The organism is Nostoc sp. UIC 10890, from assembly GCF_054786515.1.
Map to the genome: position 1 here is coordinate 6413004 of NZ_JBSGKF010000001.1, position 26551 is coordinate 6439554.

At 41.1% G+C, this 26551-nt stretch carries 20 protein-coding genes and 2 pseudogenes; 11 read left to right on the plus strand and 11 right to left on the minus strand.

Features of this window, described 5'->3' with window-relative positions:
* The first annotated feature begins 78 nt into the window (after nt 1–78).
* Complete coding sequence (locus ACWATR_RS26445) at nt 79–426, plus strand: hypothetical protein (protein WP_460338856.1); 348 nt, start codon at nt 79–81, stop codon at nt 424–426.
* Nucleotides 427–809: 383 nt separating this feature from the next.
* On the opposite strand, the gene ACWATR_RS26450 is transcribed toward ACWATR_RS26445, so the two are convergent.
* Nucleotides 810–1025, minus strand: coding sequence for a hypothetical protein (locus ACWATR_RS26450; RefSeq protein ID WP_460338858.1), 216 nt, complete (start codon nt 1023–1025; stop codon nt 810–812).
* 153 nt (nt 1026–1178) lie between these two features.
* Between ACWATR_RS26450 and ACWATR_RS26455 the strand changes: the two genes are divergently transcribed.
* On the plus strand, nt 1179–2756 hold the full coding sequence (locus ACWATR_RS26455) for an aminotransferase-like domain-containing protein (RefSeq protein ID WP_460338860.1): 1578 nt from the start codon (nt 1179–1181) through the stop codon (nt 2754–2756).
* A 69-nt stretch (nt 2757–2825) separates the two neighbouring features.
* Here the strand turns inward: ACWATR_RS26455 and ACWATR_RS26460 are convergent, their stop codons facing one another.
* The gene (locus tag ACWATR_RS26460; RefSeq protein WP_460338862.1) at nt 2826–3365 is read right to left on the minus strand and encodes an SH3 domain-containing protein; all 540 of its coding nucleotides are present in this window, start codon (nt 3363–3365) and stop codon (nt 2826–2828) included.
* 267 nt (nt 3366–3632) lie between these two features.
* Between ACWATR_RS26460 and ACWATR_RS26465 the strand changes: the two genes are divergently transcribed.
* On the plus strand, nt 3633–4514 hold the full coding sequence (locus ACWATR_RS26465) for a TauD/TfdA family dioxygenase (protein WP_460338864.1): 882 nt from the start codon (nt 3633–3635) through the stop codon (nt 4512–4514).
* A gap of 88 nt (nt 4515–4602) precedes the next feature.
* Here ACWATR_RS26465 and ACWATR_RS26470 read toward each other — a convergent pair whose 3' ends face one another.
* The 3 genes and pseudogenes from ACWATR_RS26470 to ACWATR_RS26480 all read right to left on the minus strand — a co-directional run.
* Entirely contained in the window at nt 4603–6111 is a 1509-nt protein-coding gene (locus ACWATR_RS26470) for a UbiD family decarboxylase (protein ID WP_460338866.1), read from the minus strand.
* A 673-nt stretch (nt 6112–6784) separates the two neighbouring features.
* Nucleotides 6785–7507, minus strand: coding sequence for a carbonic anhydrase (locus ACWATR_RS26475; RefSeq protein ID WP_460338868.1), 723 nt, complete (start codon nt 7505–7507; stop codon nt 6785–6787).
* A 145-nt stretch (nt 7508–7652) separates the two neighbouring features.
* Nucleotides 7653–7757, minus strand: a pseudogene (locus ACWATR_RS26480) (transposase); the annotation flags it as partial.
* Between the two features lie 345 nt (nt 7758–8102).
* On the opposite strand from ACWATR_RS26480, the gene ACWATR_RS26485 reads away from it, so the two are divergent.
* Both ACWATR_RS26485 and ACWATR_RS26490 read left to right on the plus strand, forming a co-directional pair.
* Nucleotides 8103–8360, plus strand: a complete 258-nt coding sequence (locus ACWATR_RS26485) for an SWIM zinc finger family protein (protein WP_460338870.1) — start codon at nt 8103–8105, stop codon at nt 8358–8360.
* An 855-nt stretch (nt 8361–9215) separates the two neighbouring features.
* Nucleotides 9216–13133 carry a beta strand repeat-containing protein gene (locus tag ACWATR_RS26490; protein ID WP_460338872.1) on the plus strand — a complete coding sequence of 1306 codons (3918 nt, stop codon included), beginning with the start codon at nt 9216–9218 and terminating at the stop codon, nt 13131–13133.
* Between the two features lie 120 nt (nt 13134–13253).
* Here the strand turns inward: ACWATR_RS26490 and ACWATR_RS26495 are convergent, their stop codons facing one another.
* A complete protein-coding gene (locus ACWATR_RS26495; RefSeq protein ID WP_460338874.1) occupies nt 13254–13436 on the minus strand; it encodes a hypothetical protein in 183 nt (60 codons plus the stop codon).
* Nucleotides 13437–13525: 89 nt separating this feature from the next.
* Here ACWATR_RS26495 and ACWATR_RS26500 point away from each other — a divergent pair, with 89 nt between their 5' ends.
* From ACWATR_RS26500 to blaOXA, 6 genes and pseudogenes are all read left to right on the plus strand, one after another.
* The gene (locus tag ACWATR_RS26500; protein WP_460338876.1) at nt 13526–14113 is read left to right on the plus strand and encodes a PEP-CTERM sorting domain-containing protein; all 588 of its coding nucleotides are present in this window, start codon (nt 13526–13528) and stop codon (nt 14111–14113) included.
* Nucleotides 14114–14154: 41 nt separating this feature from the next.
* Nucleotides 14155–14370 (plus strand): annotated as a pseudogene (locus tag ACWATR_RS26505) (IS4 family transposase); the annotation flags it as partial.
* 184 nt (nt 14371–14554) lie between these two features.
* Complete coding sequence (locus tag ACWATR_RS26510) at nt 14555–14932, plus strand: amidase family protein (protein WP_460338878.1); 378 nt, start codon at nt 14555–14557, stop codon at nt 14930–14932.
* A gap of 23 nt (nt 14933–14955) precedes the next feature.
* Nucleotides 14956–15135 (plus strand): allophanate hydrolase-related protein, encoded by a 180-nt coding sequence (locus ACWATR_RS26515; RefSeq protein WP_460340696.1) that lies wholly within the window; start codon nt 14956–14958, stop codon nt 15133–15135.
* Nucleotides 15136–15628: 493 nt separating this feature from the next.
* On the plus strand, nt 15629–16861 hold the full coding sequence (locus ACWATR_RS26520) for a glycosyltransferase family 4 protein (protein ID WP_460338880.1): 1233 nt from the start codon (nt 15629–15631) through the stop codon (nt 16859–16861).
* 96 nt (nt 16862–16957) lie between these two features.
* Nucleotides 16958–17866 (plus strand): class D beta-lactamase, encoded by a 909-nt coding sequence (blaOXA, locus tag ACWATR_RS26525; RefSeq protein WP_460338882.1) that lies wholly within the window; start codon nt 16958–16960, stop codon nt 17864–17866.
* Here the strand turns inward: blaOXA and thiS are convergent.
* From thiS to ACWATR_RS26550, 5 genes are all read right to left on the minus strand, one after another.
* Nucleotides 17863–18075: a sulfur carrier protein ThiS gene (gene thiS / locus ACWATR_RS26530; RefSeq protein WP_435026698.1), complete on the minus strand. Its 213-nt coding sequence runs from the start codon at nt 18073–18075 to the stop codon at nt 17863–17865. The genes blaOXA and thiS overlap by 4 nt on opposite strands.
* An 87-nt stretch (nt 18076–18162) precedes the next feature.
* On the minus strand, nt 18163–19278 hold the full coding sequence (locus ACWATR_RS26535; RefSeq protein ID WP_460338884.1) for a thiamine phosphate synthase: 1116 nt from the start codon (nt 19276–19278) through the stop codon (nt 18163–18165).
* Between the two features lie 426 nt (nt 19279–19704).
* A complete protein-coding gene (locus ACWATR_RS26540; RefSeq protein WP_460338886.1) occupies nt 19705–21201 on the minus strand; it encodes an aldehyde dehydrogenase family protein in 1497 nt (498 codons plus the stop codon).
* A gap of 113 nt (nt 21202–21314) precedes the next feature.
* Nucleotides 21315–22037 (minus strand): cyclase family protein, encoded by a 723-nt coding sequence (locus ACWATR_RS26545; RefSeq protein ID WP_460338888.1) that lies wholly within the window; start codon nt 22035–22037, stop codon nt 21315–21317.
* 388 nt (nt 22038–22425) lie between these two features.
* Nucleotides 22426–25743 carry a PAS domain S-box protein gene (locus ACWATR_RS26550; RefSeq protein WP_460338890.1) on the minus strand — a complete coding sequence of 1106 codons (3318 nt, stop codon included), beginning with the start codon at nt 25741–25743 and terminating at the stop codon, nt 22426–22428.
* Nucleotides 25744–26551 lie beyond the last annotated feature (808 nt).

Here is a 26551-nt window from a genome sequence, read left to right on the forward strand (position 1 = left end):
TATCCACAGATTTTTAGTCTGTAAAGCATACCAGCAAACTCTGGTTAGTTAAGCTGTTGTCAGAAGTCAGCTATTGATATGAAAAAAATCAAGGTGCTAGTAATCGCCGGGATTTTAGTAACAATTATCTGGGGCAGTTTTTTTCCTAAAACTGCCTCATCGCAGCAAGTAGAATCCCGCATCAATAATCTGGAAGCTGACTTTAATCGTGTCGAGTCGCGGTTAAATCAGATAGAGTCTCAACTAGGTCGAACCGGCCAATCTCCATCCCCAAGAACAACACTTACCCCACGACAGCCAACTGGTTCTAGAGGAAATTTATCACAGCAAGATCGGATGTTTGATCGGCTTGCAACTTTGGTGATTGAATTAAAGCAACAAGTCAACAAATTAGAGGAGCGAGTTGCTAAATTAGAACCACGCTGAATATTTCAATTGTCTATAATACAGGTTTTTGGTAGGGACAGATATATAGCAATACGGTTCAGTTAAGGCTTTTTGATGAAAATTTTAGATCACAAAGATTCGATAATTTATCACAAAGACGCGATAAATCGCCGTCTCTACAATAATCGGTCTTTTGTAGAGACGGCGATTCATCGCGTCTTTTACCTTAACCGAACCGTATTGCCTACAATAGTACTCATATTTGATTTCTGAAAAAACTCAGTACAACTAAGACGCCTTCTTTCCTATTTCTTATTGCCTATTGCCTATTGCCTATTTCCTATTGCCTATTTCCTGTTACCTGCCCACGCAAATTAGTTCAGAAATCAAAACAGATTCCTATATTTGTTGGTTAATAAATGCTATCTGTAGTAACACTTATCAATCCAAATTCGCATTTCTTCTTCAGATCCAAAACAGGCAGAACGTCCTGTGATTGGATCGTAGGCGTGCCAACAAGAAGTGTGACCACGACGGTCTGATTCGTGCCACACTTGGAGGTCAGAACCACTAGCCATCCAGATAACAAAATGTTGCCAATATTTTTGTAAACTTAACAAAAAATTAAATTTATTCATAGTGAAAGCACCTGATAAATAGTGAACTATTACTTTTACTTTCACGTAAGAGTTTTAAACTGAGAAGGTACAGTTTTGGCAGATTTGATCTAGTACAGTTCAGCTTCGATTCAACTGGTATAGTAAAAAAACTCTCAACTGTACTAGGTAAAGTTGGTACAAATAGCTTATATTGCCAGTATTGATGATTATTCAGTCATTGACGAGTGCGCCAAAATGAAGATTTTGTTAGAACGGCAATCACACAAACCGATTTATTTGCAGATTCGCGATCGCATCAGTCGTCTGATTAAATCTGGCGCACTCAAAAATGGCGATCGCCTGCCTTCTATCCGTTCTCTAGCAGATAGTTTACAAGTTAACAAACTCACTATTATTGAAGCCTATAACGTTTTAGAAGCAGATGGAATTGTTTCTGCCCGTCAGGGTTCAGGATATTTTGTCAGCAGTGTTTCTCTGAACATTACCAACCTAGAATCTACATTTGCCCCAGCCCAAAATGTCATAATTACAAAACCAGGAAAGTGTTCTTTTTATGAAATGTATACTCCACTGGTGCAAGCACAAACTGAGCCAGGAATAATTAATTTTGGCTACGGTTATCCTCGTCCACCAAAAGATATCAACCTCATTGCCAGACGAGCGCTAAGACAAGAAGATACTGATATTTTCTTTCCTCATGAGATGCCTCAAGGACAACTAACTCTGTGCAGACAAATTGCCCAGATGCTAGTACATCAAGGATTAGAGGTTTTTCCAGAGGATTTAATTATTACTAATGGCTCTCAGCAAGGGTTGTCATTAGCGATGAATTATTATGTACAACCTGGTGATTGGGTGATTGTGGAAGCTCCCACATATTATGGCGCAATTTCTATCTTAGAAAACTTAGGAGCCAAGATTATTGGTATTCCCATGACTGCCGAGGGAATGAATTTAGATTTATTAGAGCAATATCTATACAGTCACCGCCCGAAATTAATTTATACCATTAGTACCTTTCACAATCCAACCGGATTAACGACAACACAAAATCATCGTCAACAATTATTAGCATTAGCCGAAAAGTATGAGTGTCCAATTTTGGAAGATAATGCTTATGAAGGAATAAATTTTGATGCAGTGCCAGCGCCAATTAAAGCTTTAGATAAAAATAATTTGGTGACTTACTTAAGCACCTTTTCTAAAACTTTAATGCCTGGTTTAAGAGTCGGTTATATGGTAGTTACAGGTAAGCATTATCAAGCAATTATTGAGCAGAAGTTGCTTCATGACTTGCATACATCCAGTATTTCGCAAACAATAGTTAGCGAATATCTTGCTTCCGGACATTACCGCCGTCATCTCAGCCGACTTCGCACAGATAATCTGCAAAGTCGTAATACGATGCTGCAAGCTTTGGAACGTTACTTTCCTGAAGAGATTCGCTGGACAGTTCCCACGGGAGGATTATTTCTTTGGGTACAGTTACCAGATGATCTTCCGATTGGGACAATTCGCAAGGAAGCCTTCGCGCAAAATGTCTATCTAGCGTGCGGTTCGGCATTTTTCCCCGATAAGCAGGGTTATCCAGCGATGCGTCTGACTTTCTGCCTTCCGCAAGAGGAGATTGAGCAAGGTATTTCGATTGTGGGTAAGTTGCTGAAAAAGTATATTTCCAGAAGAGACGCCGAGAGTTGTCTGAATACCGAAAGCCAGCGCTCAGTTAGCGCAGCGTTAGGGAGAAAATAGAAAAGATGCCGCATCTGTCCAAGTCGCAAGCATGGATAGGCTTGCGAGGAGGGATTTGGGGGTGGGGTTCTAAGAACAACTAGTAAGGGCTGCACCACATTGATCTTCCCTTGTTAACCACCCCTTAACACCCTGATATTCCACCTGTGCCCAATCTCCTTGACAACCGAGTAATTTGACAGCCGTATTAGCAGGAATTATTCTCAATTTTCGGCTTTCTTGACTGATACTACTATATAAATCCACACCATTAGTACCGTAACCCTGTGTTGTTAAGCCTAACTTTGGCACGAATACCCATCCAGTTCCTTGAAAACCATCACTAGCATTAGTAATCTGTACCCAATCTCCAGCAGCACCAATAACCTGAACTGTTTCGTTGATCGGGATTTGCCCTAGAATTGTCTTATTTCTACTTGCACCACTCCGCACATTTAAACCTTGTGGATCTGTGTCAGTTACATAGGCAAGAATATCGCACTTTTGTACATTAGTTGATTTCGCTAAAGCTATTTGATGAGCTATACCTGTATTGAACATCACGCTAATACAACTGAATGCCAATCTTGTTACTAACTTTAATGCTGGATTTTTCACTTTTTTTGTCATCTTTTCTTCAATTATCTGGCATCAGTATCCAAGGCTGAAGTCTTATTTATGTCTCATAAACTACCTTACAAAGTTAGGGTTAACTTTGTAAGGTAGTTCTCTAAAAGATATTTTAGTACTGTAATAACACTTTTAATTTGACAAAATTTAGTCCTGCGATTGCTCATGGATGAAACACGACGACATGATTGAGTATTAAGATGCCAGTATATAATGTAGTTAGCACCAACAGTGTGTTGAGGTTTCGACAAAGATTTATGAAGTTATATGAATACCAAGATCCAGAGCATATCAGATAGCATAGTTCAAGAGATTATTAATCTCGATCATGTCAGTATTTTAGAATTAGACAAAGAAGAAATTATTAGCTTGTTTAAATCTAATGGAATCTTACTTTTTAGAGGATTTGATGTTAATACTGACATTTTTAAAGAATTTACCAATCTCTTGAGTACTGATTTTATAAATTATTATGGTGGTGCATTCAGTAGAAGGGTAATTAATGGAGATGAGACTCTTTTAAGCGTCAATGATTTTAAGTCTGAGATTAAATTGCACGGAGAAATGTATTATCAGCAGAATATCCCACTTATGCTGTGGTTTTTCTGTGCTAATCCACCATTACAAAATGGTGAAACTACGGTATGTGATGGCAGACAATTTTTTAATGAAATTAGTAGTTCAACCAAAGAGTTGTTCAGCAAAAAGAAGTTAAAGTTTACTGTTCGGATGTCTCAACAAGACTGGCAGAAAAAATACCAAACAGATGATTTGAATAAGCTAGAAGAAATGTGTCAGAAGAATAAAATGCATCTGACAGTAAATGATGATCAATCGATTATGCTTGAATACATTTGTCCAGCTATTATCCCTAGCAGATGTGGAAAGTATCAAGTGTTTATTAATAGTCTATTGCCCACAAAGCAATTAAGTCCAAAAATCCTTAACTTTGAGGATGATTCAGAGATTTCTGATGAGGTTGTGTCTGAACTGAATGAAATTGCTGAAAAAATAACCACGGAAATTTCGTGGCAAAAAGGGGATGTTTTAATGATTGATAATACAAGAATACTTCATGGGAGAAGAAGTTTTGCCGATGAGCAAAGAGATATTTATATCAGGCTATGTTCTCCAGCCTTTTCATTCTGATATGTTGTTACTTTTGGGAAAGTTTGACTGATAAAAATCAGTTAAGCTGATAGCCAGTATAGATTTTTACCAGTTTCTATCTAATACATTACCTCATATCATAGCCAAACAAATTCGGGTCTACTTCTCCTAATTGCAACTCTGCTAAACCATACTCCGCCCATCGTCTCTCTACCATCGCCGCCACCTCTGGATCAGATTCCAAAGGTGAACCCCATTCATGGTCTGTTTCCGGTGGAATCTTTGTAGTTGCATCAATTCCCATCCGTCCACCTAAGCCAATCTTTTCACTGGCAAAATCCAAGGTATCAAAAGGTGTATTTGGCAGAATAAAGACATCCCGCACTGGGTCAACTTTGGAACTAATTGCCCACACAACTTGACGCGGATCACGAATATTTATGTCTTTATCCACCACAATTACAAATTTTGTGTATGTAAATTGTGGTAAAGCACTCCAAAACGCTAAAGCCGCCCGTCGCGCTTGTCCTGGATATGCTTTATCAATGGAAATAATCGCCGCTTTGTAACTCAAAGCTTCCATTGGGAGGAAGAAATCGACAATTTCTGATACTTGTTGCCGCAGTATGGGGGTATAAATGCGATTTAGTGCGATCGCCATCATCGCTTCTTCTTTAGGTGGGCGACCGCTAAATGTTGTTAAGTAAATCGGATTTTTCCGATGTGTCATACACTCAAAGCGTACCAACGGCGAATCTTCCACGCCACCGTAATAACCCATGTGGTCGCCAAAAGGCCCATCGGGTAAAACTTCTCCTGGTGTAATCGTCCCTTCCAAGACAAATTCGGAATCTGCGGGAACTTCTAAATCGACGGTTTTACACTTCGCCAACTGCACACCAGAACCGCCGTAGAGTCCAGCGAACAGCCATTCTGATAAATCTACAGGGATGGGTGTAGCTGCTGCCATAATAATTAGAGGATCTACACCAAGTGCGATCGCAACTTCTAATTTCTTCCCACGTTCGGCCGCTTTTCGCAAATGCCTGGCCCCACCCCGCACCGATAACCAGTGAACCGTCATCGTATTCTTGGATTGCAGTTGTAAACGATACACACCCACATTTGGTGTCCCCGTCTCACAATCTTTGGTAATTACCAGTCCTAGCGTGATAATCTTGCCAGCATCACCAATATAAGGACGTATCAAAGGTAACTTGTTTAAATCTAAATCATTACCTTGAAGCACAACTTGCTGACAAGCAGGGAAAAAGTCTCGTCCTGGTTTCGCCTTCACCACGTCAAACAATACTTTCCCAAAATCTATCGCCTGGGAAATCTTCTTCGGCGGTTTTGGCTGTTGCAGCATACTGAGTTTTTTCCCCAGAGTTTCCAACTCCTCTGGATGCTGCATATTCATCGCCCAGCAAATCCTTTCCACAGTTCCCATCAAATTCACCGCCACCGGGAAGGAAGCGCCTTTGACGTTTTCAAACAACAACCCTGGCCCACCTTTTTGCAGCATCCGGTTGGAAATCTCAGCAATTTCCAGATTTGGGTCAACTAAAGCAGAAATTCGCCGTAATTGTCCTCTTTCTTCCAAAATTTTAATGAATCCCCGCAAGTCTCTCGCCATTGTTCTAATAAAGCTGATTATTTAAGAAGTGTGAAGCGCTTTCTTATATTATGGGGCATGAGGCACTTGTACTGAGCTTTGCCGTTAGCACAGCCTCTCATAGAGAAGTATAGGCATCAATACTTGTCGGGTTTTGGGGAATTGGGTTTGGGGTAAGGGGTAAGAAAAAACCTTTAACCTTTACCCTTTAACCTTTACCCAAAACCCAATTCCGAGTTCAAAATGCTTTACCCAAGCAGTATTGGTACAGGCATGGTACATTGGGAAATATTTTTCCGTGCCCCCCGTGTCTTCATTCTATGAAGAGTGCTGAGTGCTGAGTTCCAAGTGCTGAGTTGAAAGACCGCCCACAAGGCGTGGGGCTTTTACTGTAGTGCAGAAGTACTGAGTACTTCTTAAATTTATTCAGCACTCAGTGGGTAAATTATTGATTTTAATTGGAAATTAACCTATTTAGTAACTTTTCTTAACTGTGTTTCCCAAAGTATTTAGTTATTGTATCTAGGGATACGCAATTATTTTTATAAATAAGCGCTAACCTAATCAAACATGGCCAGAATATACTATACCTTCCTGGCAGGTGTCCCTGTTATGTGGTTCCTGCTAGGATTATTTGTTACAAGCTTAGGCTGTGCATTGTTTTTAGGTTTTTCTGAATTTTTGTTAGTTTTGTTCAAGTAATAATGTTGACTTTACCAGTGTCAATATCGTAACAAGCGCCAACAATTTTGAGTTTATCTTCACGAAGTAATTTAGCTAAAATAGTTGAGCTTTCCTGCAATTTTTCAGCTTGATATTGAATATTAGCTATAACTGCATCCTGCATATTATCACCCGTTCTTAACTTTATCCTTTCTATAGATGGTTTGATGCCCTCAATAATCAAACCAATTCTGCCAGGAATTGGTTCGTTTTTGATTGCTTCTGCGACTGCACCACATCTTTTATGACCCAAAACTACAATTAACTGCGAACCCAATACAGTTGTAGAGTATTCCAGACTACCTATAACCGTGTCACTGACAACATTACCAGCAACTCGCACAACAAATAAATCTCCAAGTCCTTGATCAAAAACGATTTCCGCAGGTACTCTAGAATCTGCACAGCCTAATATAGCGGCAAAAGGATACTGAGTTTTAGCAACTAATCGTAGACGTTCTAGTGATTGAGCGGGATATTGACGTTTTTGCTGGATAAATCTTTGATTACCATCCAGTAAACGTCTGATGGCTTCATTCGCACTGATTGGATTAGGGTTGACTGGGTGAATATCAGCAACAGCAGTTTGCTCTGAATTCCAAAAGCTATCACCAAAAGCAGTAGCCGCAATACCTACTACACTTGCAAATTTTAAGAAATCACGTCGCCCTACAAATCCATTAATTCGACTCATTAATCTACCTGACAACAACAAAGCTGTGTCCAAGAAGATATCAGATTCAAGCAAGATATAAGAGTACCCTTTTACACGATTTAAGAGTCATTTAATCTTCACATTAAAGCAGAATTTATAATTTATATGTTGTACAGATTTACTATTCTAATACCCCGGCTGCTGGGTCTACATTAGAAGGGCGGAGTTTCGCTGGCAATAAGTGTTTGCCACAAAAAATATAAAGTGGAGCATAGCAGTATCCTGTGTAATTAATTAACCCCCCGTCATCTTGCTCAACCAGTTCAGAGGTTATGCTCATTCCATAAGTGTCCTGTATGCGGAATTTCTCACACTCCAGAACCTCCTCCGGCTTCAGGTAATTTCATTTATGGATATTAAATTTAAGTGGGATACAGACCCAAGAGGAAATAAAGACAGTTTAAGCGTAAGTAAGTGGGTAAGAATAAATCAAACTATATTAAGTAATGTAAAATTCAATTGAATTAGCTCGTAGTAAGGGCTTTAGTCCTTAAGAGAAGACTAAAGTCCCCACTACAAACCTTTAATTATTTACGCCCACTTACTTAAGCTAAAAATAAAAGACTTGGGTGCTATGTCGATTCCAGAAATTTCTGAAGCAATAATACGTCATAACTCCAACGCTTCATCCTACAGTCGTGGTGAAGAATATTACCGCAGGGATGCGATACCTTCGGTGAGCTTCGCTAACGCTGATCTAAAAAAACGAGGTAATCTGATTCCAGCAGAGGTAGAATGTAGCGAAATTACACCATATCAAGTCAGTATTCGTTTTGATGCAGGTGGAATTACCTCAGCTTGTTGTACCTTTCCTTATGATTATGATGGTTGATGCAAACATATATTCTACAGCTTACGCCAGTGTATCAGAGAAATCCGCATTGGTATTTATCGTCAAGACCTTAGTTTTATTAATCAGCAAATTGAAGATTACCAGAAGTACAGTGATAGCGAAGAAAAAATAGTAATAGAAAATATCTTTGAGCAGATATACAATAATCCATTTGATGCAGATTGGTTTAACACCCTACCACAAGGATTATATATTAAAGCAGTTGCCTACTGGTTTCAAAAAACATTGCTTAGAAACTAGAAGAAGATGAAGAGTATATAAAGCTGAGTATTTGTATATACATTTTTCGGCAAAGAATATGAAGAATATACAAAGATGCCTTTTTAGGCACAGATACTTAAGTAAGATATTGACTATGCAGTTATTTTGAGGTCATTCAAAAGTTCTCTATTTTCAAGCTAGACATTTAGACAAAATAATCTACAAGGTGGGCATAAAAATCTTTCTCTTCTAGTAGGGCTTAGGCACTGGCAAAAAACAAATATTAAGGCTGTGTTTTAGGCATTTAATTGCCAGATTTTTTGATTATTGTTTAATAATTTCTACTGAATAAACATGATTAACAAAGCCTGAAATGAGCGATTATCCTGAATGCAGATGCTTATAATTTTGTACAGTGCTTAAGGCTTAGATAGTAAGAGAATAGTTAAATAAGTCTGACATAAAAGCCAGTGAATAGGTGAATTGTCGACAAAATTACTGATTCTCAAGTTTGACGGATAAAGTATGCCGAAAACGTCGAATTTCGGTGAGTTGTTTGTGTGGTTAACCCACACAAGCAAGGGCTTAAGAACTGAAGTTACTGAAAAAATCGCTTAGGGTAGGTAGAAATTTATGGCAAACATCATTGGAACCAACGGTAACGATACCCTACAAGGTAGTTCTGATCAACCAGATACGATTGATGGTAGAGCAGGCAACGATACTATATATATTGATTATTACGGTGGGAACGACACCTTAACTGGTGGAGGTGGCAATGATAAATTCGTTTACTATTACGGCTACAGCAATACGACTGCTATCATCACCGATTTTGGTGGCGTAGGTAAAGGGAAAAACCCGACAGCATCAGTTATTACCGAAGTGGACACCCTAGAATTCCAGGGCGATGGCTCCACTGCCCGAAATTTGCTGTTGACCCAGAAAGGCAACAATCTGGAAATCAACTTTGAAGGGGATGCTTATACAACAAGGGTTTTTGGTGCCCCAGTTATCCTGCAAAATTTTGCTTTGGAAAACCTGGAAAACCTGAACAAATCGACAGGAGCCACTGTAGAGTTAGGCAATATACTGTTTTCTGGCCAAATTAGCATCACGGATAACTTTGATGTTTTCAATGCCAACTCCACCGAAAGTACTATCTTCAACAAAAACACAGTCACATTTCTTAACGACCTCAACAATAATGTTAGCGGCTTTAACAACTCAGATGATGTCATCAATGGTCAGGGGGGCGATGACATCATTGACGGCTTGAGTGGGAATGACCTTTTGAGAGGCGGCGCAGGGAATGATACCCTCATTGGTGGTGCTGGCAATGATTCTCTCGTTGGCGGTACCGGCAATGACTCCTCCACAGGCAATGACTTCCTCGTTGGTGATACTGGTAATGATTACTTAAATGTTGAATTTTCAATAGGCGATAACACCCTCAAGGGTGGCGTTGGTAACGATACCTTGAACGCTGGGGCAACATCAGGCAATAACTTACTTATTGGGGGCGATGGCAATGATTCTCTCTCCACTTCTAACGTTTATAGCAGTGTAAGTCCTAACATCTATTATCCCTCCTCAGGTAATAACACCCTAGAAGGAGGCGCTGGCGACGATACCCTGAATGCTCAGTCTCCATCAGGCAATAACTTACTTATTGGGGGCGATGGCAATGATTCTCTCTCCACCTCTGGAATTGCAACTTATAGAGGAGACCCTAATTTTATCTCAGCAGGGAATAACACCCTCAACGGTGGCGCTGGTAGCGATTACTTGATAGCTCAAGGAACATCCGGCAATAATCTACTATCTGGTGGCGATGGCAATGATTATCTTGATATCTCTGGTATTCCCACTTACTACGATGATAGATTCTTGTCTTCAGGCAATAATACTCTCAACGGTGGTGCTGGTGACGATACCTTGAGGGTTGAGGATTCAACAGGAAATAACTTCCTCTTTGGGGACGATGGTAATGATTCCTTCTATCTAAAATTAGAGAATCAAACGGTAGATGGGGGTAAGGGTGACGATTTATTGTCCATTAATTACAGTTATTACGGCGCTGCTACAGGAGGGATTACAACGACATTCAATCCTACTACTAACATTGGCTCAATTACGGTTGGCGCCTATCGGGTTAATTACAAGGATATCGAACGATTAAATATCTCAGGTACAGACTACAATGACAACATTGTGGGGAACAGTGGAAACGATACGCTCTCCACGGGCAATGGTGGCATTGATACCATAGATGGGGGTGAAGGTGACGATGTGTTGTCCGTCAATTACAACAGTAGTGCTGGGGCGATCGCAACAACTTACAATGCCACTACTAACACTGGCTCAATTAGGTCAGGTACGAATCAGGTTAATTACAAGAATATCGAACGATTAAATATCTTAGGTACAGACTACAATGACCGAATTGTGGGGAACAGTGGAAACGATACGCTCTCCACGGGCAATGGTGGCAATGATACCATTGATGGGGGTGAGGGTGACGATGTGTTGTCCGTCAATTACAACGGTAGTGCGGCGATTGCAACAACTTACAATGCCACTACTAACACTGGCTCAATTAGGTCGGGTACGAATCAGGTTAATTACAAGAATATCGAACGATTAAATGTCTTAGGTACAAGTTACAATGACCGGATTGTGGGGAACAGTGGAAACGATACGCTCTCTGGGGGCGTTGGTAATGATACTCTAACTGGTGGCGCTGGTAAGGATGTATTTGTTTACAACAGCGACATTTCCTACAACAAAGATACTGATACTATTACCGATTTCGGTGGTGTGGGTAAAGGCTCAAATCCCTCAGCAACAGTGATTGCCTCTTTAGACACCTTGCAATTTCCAAGTAATGGATTCACTGCTCAAAATCTGCAATTAACTCAAAATGGCAACAACTTAGAAATCACTTTTGAAAATCTCGCTAATAGCAAAGTCATTCTGCAAAATTTCAAATTAGAAAACCTGGATAATTTGTCAGCAACTTCTTCACGACCTGCTATTGGCAATATCCTCTTTTATGGAGAAACTAGTGTCACTGACAGTTTTGATGTGTTTGATGCAAATTCCACTCAAACGAACCTGTTCAATAAGAACACTGTTACTTTCCTAAATGACCTCAATAACAATATTACAGGTTTTGACAACTCTAATGATGTCATCAATGGTCAAGGGGGTAATGATATCATCGACGGATTGAGTGGTAATGACATCATTAGAGGTGGTGCAGGCAATGATTCTCTGGTTGGCGGTGCAGGCAATGATTCTCTGATTGGCGGTGCAGGCAATAATATCCTTGACGGAGATGCCGATGACGATATATTGAATGTTAGCGGTTCAATAGGTAATAATACCCTACAAGGAGGTGTCGGTGACGATCGCTTGAATGGTAGCGGTTCAAGAGGCGATAATCTGCTCTCTGGGGGTGATGGCAATGATTCTCTTGACATCTCTGGCAGCTACATTAACAGATCTAACGATTCCTCCGACTCTCGCTCCACAGGTAATAACACCCTAGAAGGAAGTGCAGGTAACGATACCTTGAATGGTAGCGGTTCAAGAGGCGATAATCTGCTCTCTGGGGGCGATGGCAATGATTATCTTAACATCTCTGGCGGCTACTACTACTCCTCCTCCTTTGACTACTCCGAAGATTCTCGCTCCACAGGTAATAACACCCTAGAAGGAGGTGCAGGTAACGATATCTTGAATGGTAGCCGTTCAACAGGCAATAATCTGCTCTCTGGGGGCGATGGCAATGATTATCTTGACATCTCTGAGAGCGACCCTACTCTTTCCATAGTTAATAACACCCTCAACGGTGGCGCTGGTGACGATACCTTGTCTGCTGTCAGTACAAAAGGTAATAACCTGCTTTCTGGGGATGATGGCAATGATTCCTTCTTTTTAGGCATCGCATCCTCAGGTGATGTCCCTTCTGATTTAGCGACTCAAAGGGTAAATGGGGGTAATGGTAACGATTTATTGTCCGTATATTACAATGGCACTACAAAAGGGATCTCTTCGACTTTTGATGCTACTACTAACACTGGATCGGTTAGGGCAGATACGTATCTAATTAATTACAACAATATCGAAAGATTAAATATCTCAGGTACAGATTACAATGACTTGATTGTGGGGAGTAACGGCAATGATACCCTGAGAGGTGGAAAGGGTAATGACAGCCTAATTGGAGGGAATGGGACTGATACCTTTGTTTTCTATAATTACAATGAAGGTGTTGACGATCTTTATGACTTCAACGCCACTAATGACTTGATTCAGATATCAACTTTTTCTTTTGCTGGCGGGTTATCAATAGGTTCACTTTCAGCTAATCAGTTTACCATCGGAACATCTGCAACGACCAGCGCTCAACGATTTATCTATGACTTTACTACAGGTGGATTGTACTTTGACCAAGATGGTAGTGCTGCTGGGTTTAGTCAGGTAAAATTTGCCCAACTTTTGAGTGGATTGTCACTAACCAACAACAATTTTGTTGTTGGTTAATCAAAATTGGCGCTCTCTTGTCATCAACCGCTACGGCTTGTGAAGTGCTATTTTTAGCATCTCGTATTCCATTGCTGAATGCAAGTCCTAATGGATAAGCGATCATGGGGAGCAACTTTCTCACGCTATCCATTCAGTCCATTGCGGCGCATCTGTCACCAGTTGAGCAAATTTGTCTGGGTTAACATCCTCAAACTCCAGAATCACGCCGCAAGGCTCATCAATCTTCAGGGTACTGAGTAATTCTTTAATAGTATTGCCCATTTCTGTGCTTGAGCGATTCTTCGAGAACAGCGCAGGCATCGCAGAACTTTTTGGTGTACTGAGTGTATCTTAAGTTGCCAAGGATGTGATAGCATACCTTCAACAAATTTAAATACCATAACCTTTCCATGAATCAAGTTCGACTCCCCAAAGTTAGCGTCGTTGTGATTGGTTTGGTAGTTGCAAGCGTATTTCATGCTACTCCCGTGCTGGGAGCTATTCTAACTAGACAAGAATTTTCGGGTGATTTTACCTTAGTCGATGCTACTAGCCCATTCCTTACGAACTCTTTGCCAGAAGAGAGCGAATATTCGGGATTCGTGGTTTACTCAGAGTCCGGGACTTTGAGCGATTGGGAGCTATCCGTCAACAATCTAGACCTGAATTTGAAGAGAGGCTCTGCTAATGGCGGTAACTTAACCCCAGATGTTGATTTTGAGCTTGATTCTAGGTCGAATTGGAATTTAGTAGTTGATTTTGGCATTGCTTTTGATGCTCCTAGATATACCTTAGAAAAAACTTCAAGCTCTGAAATTAGCTTGACGGGTGAAGTGGGACGGGCAGGAACATACATCTATCAAGATTCTGCTGCCAATATTACCCTGAGTTCTTCATCTACATCAATACCTGAACCCACTTCCCTACTAGGTCTATTGTTTGGAGTTGGTGCAATTGCTGCCTCTAAAAAAGCTGGGGAGACTAAATCTGAAGCATGAATTAGCATGAATTACTGAACTCTTTACCAAAGCTTTCTTATATTCGTTCTCAAAAACCACGTGAAGTGGTGCAAGAAGTTTACGGTTTGTTATTAGGACATTGGGCTATCCGGTTATTAATTTTTCAAGCTGCAAGTAACGCGAATGTTTCACCCTTACGTCTAAGTTTCACAGGAACATTACGAGTTGTTCGTCGTGCCCTTCCCAAATTCCAGCGCTTACAACCACAAGAACTTCCCTTTTTTTTAGTTGGTTAACTGTAGAAATTCTTGACCAACTTTTACCTAAAAGGGTTCATAGAAACAACCCAAGGGTTGTGAAAAAGCCTGTATCAAAATTTCGCTCGAAAAAGGTTAAACACAGAGGTACTGGAACAAGAACCAATCCTCCTGTATTTGTTGTTTCAAGCACTGCATAGCCTTAACTGAACCGTATTGGATTATGACCGACTTGTTCAGCCTGGATATTGCATCGCTGCTTACAGCTTATCGAACGGCTCAATTGCAACCAACAGATGTCATTGAGTCAGTTTATCGCCGGATTGCCGCACGGGGAAACGATGCCGTCTGGATTCATCTATTACCACAAGCAAAAGCGATCGCTCAAGCTCAATCCCTCGCTGGCAGGAATTTCGATAATTTGCCTCTTTACGGCATCCCTTTCGCTGTGAAAGATAATATTAATATAGATGTGGCAAAAATACCTACAACCGCAGCCTGTCCAGCCTACAGCTACATCCCAGAAAAAACGGCAACGGTAGTTGATCGCTTACTCCAAGCTGGGGCAGTTTTGATCGGCATCTCGATGGTTCTGGGGTAGGCATTGAAGTAGAACTTTGGCGTCTGAGTGCAGAAGGTTTTGGTACTTTTGTCGCCGCAGTACCGCCACCCCTAGTAATTGGCACTTTAGACTTAGAAGATGGTTCCTCAGTCAAGGGATTTTTGTGTGAACCATATATCATTCCCGATGCACAGGATATTTCCCAGTATGGCGGTTGGCGCAATTATCTTGCTGTACTGTAACAAATTAACAAGAGAGGCAGGAGCAGAAGGCAATATTTACTACATTTTTTAGTTTTATAATTACGTATACACAGAATAACAAGAAGTGTCCATGATGCTTATCAGTAAAGGGAGATAGACACCAGATTCCTATCAACTACTTATTCAAGTTTTTGGCATTTTGGCACAACAGTAGATAGTATTTAGGATATTGTATTGAACGTAGCTAAATTTCGTAATTTTCGTAACAGTTGTTCACTGAGTAACTTGACTATAAGTGCTTGCTTTTATTTATTGTTCATCATGCACAGAAATTCTCAACTAGTGAGAAATTTGCAGCAAAAATAAGATCAACACAATAAAAAAACAATCTTCCTGGCTAATCTTCTAAAATAGGCTTCAAATTTGTCTACACATTCGTTTTAAAAGAAATAAAATAATAATAATGGCTTTGAAAGTAATCCTAATTGCAAATAAATTAAAAATTATTTGAAATACAGTCATCAACTTTATTATGGAACATATTTCTCAACTAACAGCCGAAATCAGAGACAAAGCTGCATACCCAGATATCCTAGTCATATCCCGGTTATTTCTGCCGAAAGAAGCTGTAATTGGGGAATATATCTACAATCGCTGTCTCCAAGATCCAGAACGAGTTATTGTGCTGGCGGCTAGTTGCTCAGGAGACAAAGTATTTGATGAAAATCAGCAATTTCCTGTATATCGTTGGTCTTATCCGAGATCCTGGCGTAGTGGCTGTGTGGGAAATATCCTAAAGCCTTTCCTCAATATAGTTTGCTCATTTGTCCTAGCAATTAAACTCTATTTTCGCTATCACTACCGTTATATAGAGTGGGGCCACGGCTATGATTTTCCTTCACTGTTGCTATTGAGCTATTTGTTACCTATTCGCTTTTTTATCTATCTGCACGGCAATGATTTTCTTTGTACTTTACACAATCCCGTGCTGCGATCGCTATTTAAATTAACACTCAAACGTGCCGAAGGTATTGTTTGTAACAGTTCTTATACACGAGACTACCTCAGAACTGCTTTACGATTAAATACTCCTACCCATGTTATCAACCCAATAATTAGACCAGAAAAATTTGGTAATAATGTAGCGAATCCCAGTAGCCTTGATGATTTACGTGTTCGCGTGCGTCAAACGTACAACATTCCCGAATCAGCAATAGTTATTCTCTCCATCGGAAGACTAATAAAACATAAAGGTTTCGACCGAGTAATTGATAACATTCCACTATTGCTAACTTTTGGGGTCGATGTCCACTATATAATCTGCGGTCAAGGGCCAAGTGAATCTGAACTGAAATCTCTGGTGCATCGTTTGCGGGTAGATAAGTTCGTCCACTTTGCCGGATATGTTCCAGAGCCAGAATTAGCAGGGTATTATGCAGCTTGCGACATCTTTGCCATGCTAACTTTGTTGGATACTAAACCTAATAATATGGAAGGTTTTGGTGTCGTTTATTTAGAAGCAAGTTACTTCGGTAAGCCTGTAATTGCTCCTCGTTTAGGCGGTGTTTTAGATACAGTTCAGCATGAGGAAAATGGCATTCTGGTTAATCCCAATTCTGGTTATGAAGTGTTTCAAGCTTTCAATCGGTTATGCAAAGACCAGCAACTACGTGAGCAACTCGGCCGCAAAGGTAAAGAATTAGCCAAGCGTAGAACCCTTCATCGATCGCTGTATAAATCAGAGGGAAGAAACGCAATTTTATGAGATGAATGCAGATTGAGCAATCACCAAAAGCTAATAGCTCCGCAAAGGAGCAAGATTGCAGTGTAGAATCTCGCTTGTGATTCTACTAAATGTGCAATGAAAAATATCTTGTTTGGCATAGAACAATTCCTTCGGCACTACGTGGAGCGGCGAAAGCAATTTCTTGTGTTTACAATCATTGGATGTCTTGCTGTATCGAGTGTGATTACCTTTGGGACAATGCATGTTCTAGCTCAACCTGCTTCCACTTCATCTGAACGTCCCGCTGTAAAAACGCCAAATTTGGGGCGACATTTTCAAGAATTTGGGCGTGAAGGCTCAATCTTGATTTACGACTCAAAAAATAACCGCACCTATGAACACAATCCTCAACGTAATGCAACTGCCATCGCTCCAGCTTCGACATTCAAAATTTTTAACGCATTGGTGGCGCTAGAAACAGGTGTAGTTCCTGATGATGTGGCGGTTCTCACTTGGGATGGAATTCACCGAGAAATTGATGCCTGGAATTATGATACGAATTTGCGTCAAGCCTTTAAGGATTCAACTGTTTGGTTCTATCAAGTTCTGGCACGTAGAATTGGATATGAACGGATGCAGCAATTTATTAACAAAGTAGGCTACGGGAACCGTCAAATTGGCACCGCCGCAGACATTGATCGTTTTTGGTTACAACAGCCATTGCAAATTACACCCAAAGAGCAAATTAAGTTTTTGCAACGGTTGTATCAAGGCGATTTACCTTTCTCGCAACGGACAATAAATCTTGTCAAAGACATTATGGTACGTGAACAAACTCCAGACTACATACTGAGAGGAAAAACGGGATGGTTAACAAGTACTAAACCAAACGTTGGTTGGTTCGTGGGTTATTTAGAGCAAAACAAAAACGTTTACTTTTTCGCCACAATCCTTGATATGCAAAAACCAGAAGATGCACCAGTCCGCATCGAGATTACACGACGCAGCCTCAAGGATTTGGGTTTGCTGACTCAAATCAACTAACCACCCCCGACAATAGTTACTACTTCTAAGCGATCGCCTGGCTGCACTTTTTTTTCCGGCCAAAACTGGCGGTGTAAAATTTCGCCGTTATATTCCACAGCCACCAAACGGGGATTAAAACCCAATTGTTGGAGTAAGTCGGGTAAAGAAATTTCAAACGAACAGCTATGGGTTTCCCCATTTACCTGAATCGTAATCTCATTAGACATAAATATGTGGGGTGTGGGGAATGGGGAATGGGGAATGGGGAATTTTTCTAATGACCAATGACAAATGACCAATGACAAATGACTCTTTTAAGATTCTGGTTTAATGCGATTGAGTTGGGAAAGTAAATATTGTGTTACGAGGGTAGGCTGTTCAGCTTGCATGAGCGATCGCACCACCGCTACACGTTCGGCTCCGGCATCGATCACATCATTGATATTATTGGCATCTATTCCCCCAATCGCAAACCAGGGGATTGAGCAATTTTTGGCAGCATAGCTGACATATTCTAAACCTGTTGCTGCTTTACCTACTTTCGTCGGAGTTTCATAAACTGGCCCCACGCCAATATAATCTACACCTTCAGCAATTGCTGCTTGCATTTCTTCTTTATTTGTGGTAGACAGACCTATCAAACGCTGGGAACCAAGTAATTGCCGAGCAATGGTAATGGGCATATCTTGTTGTCCTAGATGCACTCCATCTGCATCCACAGCTAAAGCTACATCCACGCGATCGTTAACGATGAACAAAGCACCGTAGATATGGCATAACTGGCGTAATTTTCTAGCTTGTTCCAAACGCAAAGAATCATCAGCGGTTTTATCACGGTATTGTAGAATCGTTAATCCTCCTTTGAGTGCAGCTTCGACATTGTTCAACAAAGTTTCACTAGGAGAAGTAACAAGATATAAACGCGATCGCCACAATAATTGATGGCGCTGATGGCCCATTAAACTACTTTCTAGGGTATAAACTTGATAACGCATCTGCTTACAAGCTTTAGCCATATTCGGTTGGTAAAGCTTGCTGTATTCTTCTAACACCCGTAACGCTTCTTCTATACGGCAAAAGTTAGCTTGCAACACCGATTTTATACTAGCTCGTTCTTCTTCTTGAGGATGAGTTAATTCAGTCCCAGGATCGCCTGGTGTATCTCGCGCTGCCCGCAATTCTGAGGTATGCCACTTGGCTACTTCTTGTCGCAAGCGCTTGCATTCAAGAGCTAACTGGGCATTATTCAACCCAAACCGACACCATTCTTCAATAATTCGCAAACCCTCACGAGCACGGTCTAAATTGGCATCTAAAATGCGGTAAACAACTTGCTGTATTTGCTCTTTTTGGCTGTATGGCTCGACCATTACAACAACCCCGTTAGTGCTTTCATCGAAGTGTGAATTATCATATGCTCTAGTAACCATAAGTTAATTGATTTGCTTTTTTTTTACTCAATTTTTGCGGAATCTACGCAAAACAACGTATTAGTGAGGGTTACGGTAAATTATCCCATGTTCCTATAGGCAGTGATAAGTGTAGTTTGAGGCTACAGTTTCGCACTAAGGTTAGTCAAGTATTTTACGGTAAATGACAAGCTTACAAAGTACTGGCAAGAGAGGATACACCAGAAAATCGATAGTGGTAGGACTTATATCATGTCCGCTTGATATTTATTAAACCCGAAGAACCCCACCCCGCCAAAGCTACGCTTTGTCTCCAAGGGATTAAGGGGTGGGGTGCAATGACTGTCGGGTAGAATAATAACTAATTATTATGCGGACATTGATAAGTAGCCAGACAGAATTAATTACGAATTACGAATTACGAATTACGAATTACGCCTTGCGGTACTAGCTGCGATTATCTATCTGAGCGCGTTGCAAACTTCCAGAAAAGTCAACATAAACACTTTTCCACTCTGTGAAAACATCCAAAGCAGTAGTTCCAGCTTCGCGGTGTCCGTTACCAGTTTGTTTCACACCACCAAAGGGCAAATGTACCTCTGCACCAATAGTAGGGCCATTAATATAAGTGATACCTGCTTCGATATCACGCATGGCAGTAAAAGCTCGGTTGATATCGCGGGTATAAACTGAAGAAGAAAGACCATAATTGCTATCGTTGAGAATTGCGATCGCATCCTCAAAGGAGCTAACCTCAATTAATGCCACTACTGGTCCAAATATCTCTTCACGGGCGACACGCATATCAGGAGTTACATCATCCAAAATAGTTGGTTGAAAGAAGTAACCGTTTTTCAGTGAGCCTTCACTGGCAATTTCTCCACCAATTAAAACTTTTGCTCCTTCTTCACGAGCAATATCCAAATATTTGCTCACCTGTTGGAGTTGTTTTTCATTGACTATCGGGCCAATATCTGCATTTGGGTCAGTGCCAGCACCCAAGCGTAATTTACTGGTACGCTCATAAAGCATGGCGGTAAATTTTTCTTTGATATCATGATGCAAAATCAAGCGACTGGTAGCCGTACATCGTTGACCGGTTGTCCCAAATGCTCCCCACACTGCACCATCGAGAGCAAGTTCCAAATCGGCATCTTCCATCACCACTTGAGCGTTTTTACCACCCATTTCCAAACAGACACGCTTGTGAGTGCGGCCGCAAGTAGCGCCGACAAAAGCACCCGTTTCTGAAGAACCAGTAAACGAGACTAAATCGACATTGGGATGCTCAACTAAAGCTTTCCCCGCCTCTTCTCCCACACCATGCACCAAGTTAATTACTCCTGGTGGTAAACCTGCTTGTTGAAAAATTTCAATTAATTTAGTTGCACAGGCGGAAGTATCTTCAGCAGGTTTGAGGATGACTGTATTGCCACAAACCAAGGCTGGCATAGCTTTCCAGCAAGGAATTGCCACAGGGAAATTCCAGGGAGTAATTAAGGCACAAACTCCTATGGGCATCCGCACAGTCATGGCGAATTTATTGGACATTTCCGAGGGTGTGGTTTGCCCAAATAGTCGCCTTCCTTCGCCAGCACTGTAAAATGCACAATCAATACCTTCTTGGACATCTCCCCTGGCTTCCGTCAAGGGTTTACCCATTTCCCGACTGATTAACTGGGCAAGTTCTTCCTTATGCTGGAGTAATATTTCCCCGACACGAAAGATGTATTCTGCCCTAGCTGGGGCGGGGACTGTGCGCCAACTGCGGTAGGCTTTACGGGCGGCGGCTACTGCTGTATCTACATCTTTAATTTGAGAACGGGGAAATGTGGCAACCACTTCGGTTTTGTCGGCAGGGTTGCGACTTTCTAGGGTTGCTTCCTCGCCAGCACTCAACCATTGGCCGTCTATATAATTGCGGCAAGATAGCGGAGTTGTCATTTTGAAAATCTCCGGCTGATGATCTACTGAAACTTATGTATTAAGTTTGCTTGCTTTCTAGGTTATCCTCAAGTTTAGGAAATTGGTATGATCACCAAATATCGATATAAAAATTAAGGGACGAACGCCAACACCCCTACAGGAGAACCAGAACCACCACGCAATCTTAGAGGTGCGATCGCTAGAGTAGTACCTTTAGCTGGTAGTTGATCCAAATTTGTCAGATTTTCCAAGACAATGCGCGGTTGTTCTAAAACTAGGCGATTAATCGCAAAACTGTTATCCTGTCCAGGGTCTACACCATGAGTATCAATTCCTACCCCAGCGATTTGCCGTTCATCCAGTAAAAATTGAGCCGCATCGCTGCCAAAGCCTGGAAAGTGGGCAATTCCTTGAGAATCGTGATTGAGGAATGCACTTTTATCCAACCACTTTTTTTGCCAACCAGTATTCAGTATAACTACGCAACCAGGAGAAATTTCACCGTATTCTTCTTCCCAAGCCAAAACATCAGCAATAGTCAGGGCATAATCAGGATTAACCGCTGTGGCTTGGCAAATATTGATGACCACCGCAGGTACAACTAAAGATTGGGCTGGGTATTGGTCAATTCCCACCGCAGAACTATGAAAACTGTTAGGGGCGTTGATATGGGTAGCACTGTGTTCCCCCAAGGAGAAACGCCGCAGGTAATAGCCATCATTATTTAGTTCAGCTACAGTTTCAAATTCTACTATGGGATCTCCAGACCATTGGGGAATGTCTATGTCAATTACATGACTTAGGTGGATAACCTGTGTGTAGGTGATACTATTTTGACTTTGGGGTTGTATCATCCCAGCCTTCTATTATTTGTACTCAGGGATTTTTTTCAAAGGTGCGATGCCTGGGTTGGGCTACGCCTACGCAAAGATAGTACTACTATTACAAAGTTTTTAAATCAATTTCACTGCAACACTTTACTCTTAATTCCCTATATTACGCGATGTGCGACTTATTCTTGAAACCCCTCTCCAAAACTCTCCCCGAAACGGAGAGAGGCTTTGATTCTTGGTCTGAGAGAAAGTCGCACACGGCGTTATATTAAGAGAAATAATCCCCCCAATCCCTGAAATTTTCAGGTTTTTTTGGGGGGTTCAAATGTTGCAGCAAAAAGTGAATTAATCTTAGTTAACAACCAATAGGTTAACTTTTAATTAAATTTAGGTTAAGGCTTTGTGATATCTACGTTGAGGGTTGCTCCTGTAGTGGAATCATAACCACAAACTCAGAACCTTGTCCTGGTGCTGAAATACACTGGATTTGACCACCATGTTTGTTGACAACAATCTGGTAGCTAATTGACAAACCCATGCCCGTACCTTTACCCACAGGTTTTGTAGTGAAGAAGGGGTCAAATAGGCGTTTGCGTACTTCCTCAGTCATGCCTGGACCATTGTCAGCAATGCTAATGATTACACGGTCTTCTTGAATAAAGCTGCGAATGCGAATTGTGGGCATTGGGCATTGGACATTGGGTATTTGGAAAACTTTTCCCCATTCCCCAGTCCCTAGTCCCCAGTCCCCAATCCCCAGTCCCTCTTCCAAAACATCGATCGCATTTGTCAACAGATTCATAAACACCTGATTCATCTGTCCAGCGTGACAGACTATTGGTGGCAGGTTGCCGTACTCTCGGATTACCTGGATTTCGGGATTTCCTGGTTTGGCTTTCAGGCGATTTTGCAATAGCAGCAAGGTGCTATCAATACCTTCATGAATATTCACTGCCTTTGTGCCGTCTTCATCATGGCGAGAAAAATTGCGTAAAGACAGGACAATCTGCCGAATGCGTTCGGCTCCCATGTTCATAGAATCCAGGATTTTGGGCAAATCTTGCTTGAGAAAGTCTAAATCAATGGTGTGGATTTGTTGGTGAATTTCTGGTGTTGGTGGGCAGTAACTCTGTTGATAAAGGTCTACTAAGTACAGCAAATCCTTAGTATATTCACGGGCGTGGGTAATATTGCCGTAAATAAAATTGACGGGATTATTGATTTCATGAGCAATACCTGCAACCAATTGTCCCAAACTGGACATTTTTTCAGTTTGAATCAGTTGCGCTTGAGTTTGTTGAAGTTTTAGCAGCGCCGCTTCTAATTGCTGGGCTTTATCTTGGGCAGTTTGGGCGGCGATACGACTTTGGGTGTAAAGTTTAGCTTGGTCAATGGCGATCGCTAGTTGAACTGTAACTGCTTGTAATAATTCTACTTCGTTGTCCAGCCAAGGTCGCAAGCCGCTGCAATAACCACAGCTAAATGTGCCAATTTCACCAGATTGAGTGTGTACGGGCAGTGACATAAAGGCAGTGAAACCAAAATCCTGCAAAAAATGTCTTGCTATGGAATCACCCACAGTCTCTACATCATTAATACGGATGATTTCTCCGTTCAAAGTTTTAGCTGCGATTAGTTCGATTTCTGCATTAGTTGCTTCTTGGTCGTTAAGCAGACAGGGTAAAAAGGAACTTTTCACCTCATATACTTTATCCCAGTATGGTACATCAGCATCTTGGCGATACCAAAAGAAGGCGCAGCGATCGATCTGGAATAAGTTGTGAATCTCCTGGACTGCTGTTTCTACAATGTAATTGAGATCCAAGGAAGCTCGAATCTGATTAGAAAGACGATTAAGTAGTGCTTCCCGTTGGGCGCTTTCTTTGAGTGCAATTTCTGCTTGTTTGCGCTTAATGCCAATGGCAATCTCCTGGGCGGCAAATTCTAATGCTATGAAAGTTGATTCTGTCACTGTTTGGCGGGAAAACATGGCTATCACCCCTACAGTTTCATCTTCAACAATTAAGGGATAGCCAGCAAAGGCAACCATACCCTCTCGCTGCGCCCACTCTTTGTTATCCACGCGGGGATCTGTCTGTACAGAGTTAGTCAGGTGGGGTTTACCCTCTTCGGCAATCAAACCAATTATGAATTGACCGACTGAAACACATTGATGGGGCCCATTGATGTGGGTGTACATCTCCGAACTGACTTGCAACTCTAATACATTATCTTGTTTGTTCAGTATCCAGATGCGAGCAAAGGCTGCATCAAGATGTTCAACTAAAGCATCGGTGCAGCGGCGCATCATGTTCTGTAAGCTGTCACTCTGGGTAAGGGCCGCATCTACATCGGCACGAAAATTTGCTAAACGCGCCCGTTCTGCTAGAGCTTCCTCTGCTTGTTTGCGGTCAGTGGTGTCATAGCAAATACCAACGAAATTGACAACATTACCATTGGCGTCTTTTATAGCAGATAAGTTACTTGTATGCCATCGCCAACTACCATTTTTGTGTTTTACTCGATATTCAATTGCGTCTTGTTTTTCGCTTGTTGTCAAAAGTCTTTGTAAATAATCCGCACAAATTGGCAGATCATCAGGATGTACAAGAGGAATAAAGGATTTACCTTCAACCTCTCCAACCTCATGCCCTAAAATATCAGTCCAGTTAGGAGAAACGTAGGAAAATATCCCCTCAATGGTCAGCGCAAAAATAATATCATGGGCGTTTTCGACAATGCTGCGAAACTTGGCATCGCTTTCTATTAATGCTGCTTGAGTTTTGTCGCAGATGTCGCGGACAAGAACTATAATTTGCTGGTCTGGTAATGGTAATAACCTAGCTTCAAAAGTATTGTTTTTTTCTGGTAACGGTAAGGTATATTCAAAGCTGACTTCATATTGAGTTTCAAGTACTTGAGTTATTGCTTGCTGGAAGCGATCGCCTACACCAGTAGCTAAACATTCTCGCAAACTCTTGCCCTGACAATCTCCTAGTGAAATATACAGACTCTGATCCTTTCCTGGCTTGTAATCTAGGATAGTCCCATCAGCATTGAGACGAAAGTACAAATCAGGAAGCACTTGCAAAATTGCTGCCAACTCTGATGTTTTTTGGCTTAACTGTGCTTCAACTGCTTGGCGTTTTGTAGTTTCAGCTTCCAGTTGTTCTAGTGCTTTCGCTAATTCGGTTGCCTGTTTATTTCCTGTAATTTTACGTAAGCGGCGAGAGGAATTCGTACATGGCGAACAGCTTTCTGTTAGGGAAGGTTGGCATACCACTCTCGGCACTTCTGTTAGGTCAATACAATAACCGATATAACCTACAAAGCTACCATCTGCTGAAAATCTTGGCGCGGCTGTATCTAAAATCCAGTGATATTCGCCATCAGCCCGACGCAAGCGATATTGCCTCTGGAAGGAATCATGTACAGCAAATGCTTTTAGGTATATATCTTCACATCGTTGCCTATCTTCTGGATGGACACTAGAAGTCCAGATATTGCCTATCTCCTCTCCTTGCCCAAATGCAGATGTAGCTGTTGTTGTGCCAGTAAATTCCAGCCAATTGGAATTGAAGTAACAGTAAAGTGCATTGTATCCAGACATCCAAATCATCAGAGGAGCGGTATCCGCCTGCTGGTAAAATACTTTTTCATCCTGTTGTATTTCTGATGGGGCAATGATGATTTGGTTAATGTAGCTCTGCACCTTTTTAGAAAACACTTTTGCCTGCCTGCTCTGCCTAAATTATGAAGGTAATAGTCTGAAAATATGATTTCTTAATACATGGATATAATCTTTTTCATGCCAACCTGCTAACGATCTTAATACTTTATTTATTTTTATATGTGCAGCAATTCCTCTTTTACTGTAAATAAATTTAAAAAATGCTGAAGTTATCATTAAGATTAAGTTGAGCATTTTTTGTGAATTTTAAACTCTATATGTCAGGAAGGTTGTTTGACTTTGTTTCTTCTTAAAATCACCGATAAATTCATCTTAGCTATGCAATTTTGTTGCTGAAAAACCCAATTGAGCTTCACTAAAACTACATGATTCTCTGTCAGGCGTTTATGTCTTTACAAGAAATTCACAATACTCAAGAATTTCATACAAAATAAATATTGATTTTTTATCGAGAAGAATTCAGCATGAATTAGAGTCATGGCAATACTTGTCGGGTTTTGGGGAAAAGGGTAAGGAGTAAGGGGAAAGAAAAAACCTTTAACCTTTAACCTTTACCCTTTAACCTTTTCCCCAAACCCAATTCCGAGTTCAAAATGCTTATCCGAGCATGAGAGTCATGACGACTAAAAGCCGCAGCTAAACAGGCAAAACCCACCTCTGTAGGTTTAAAACTTTTTGCTTAGGCGGATTTGGCTTGTGTAGTAGCGAATTATATTCTAATACCCTTGGGTTAGCGCCAAAAACCTTGTATCTTAAGGACTTATGCAAAAATTGTCTAAAACTCTTATTCCTTAAATCAGTTGTATCAAAGGGTTTAATACCCACATCTTTACTAGGCAGTCTT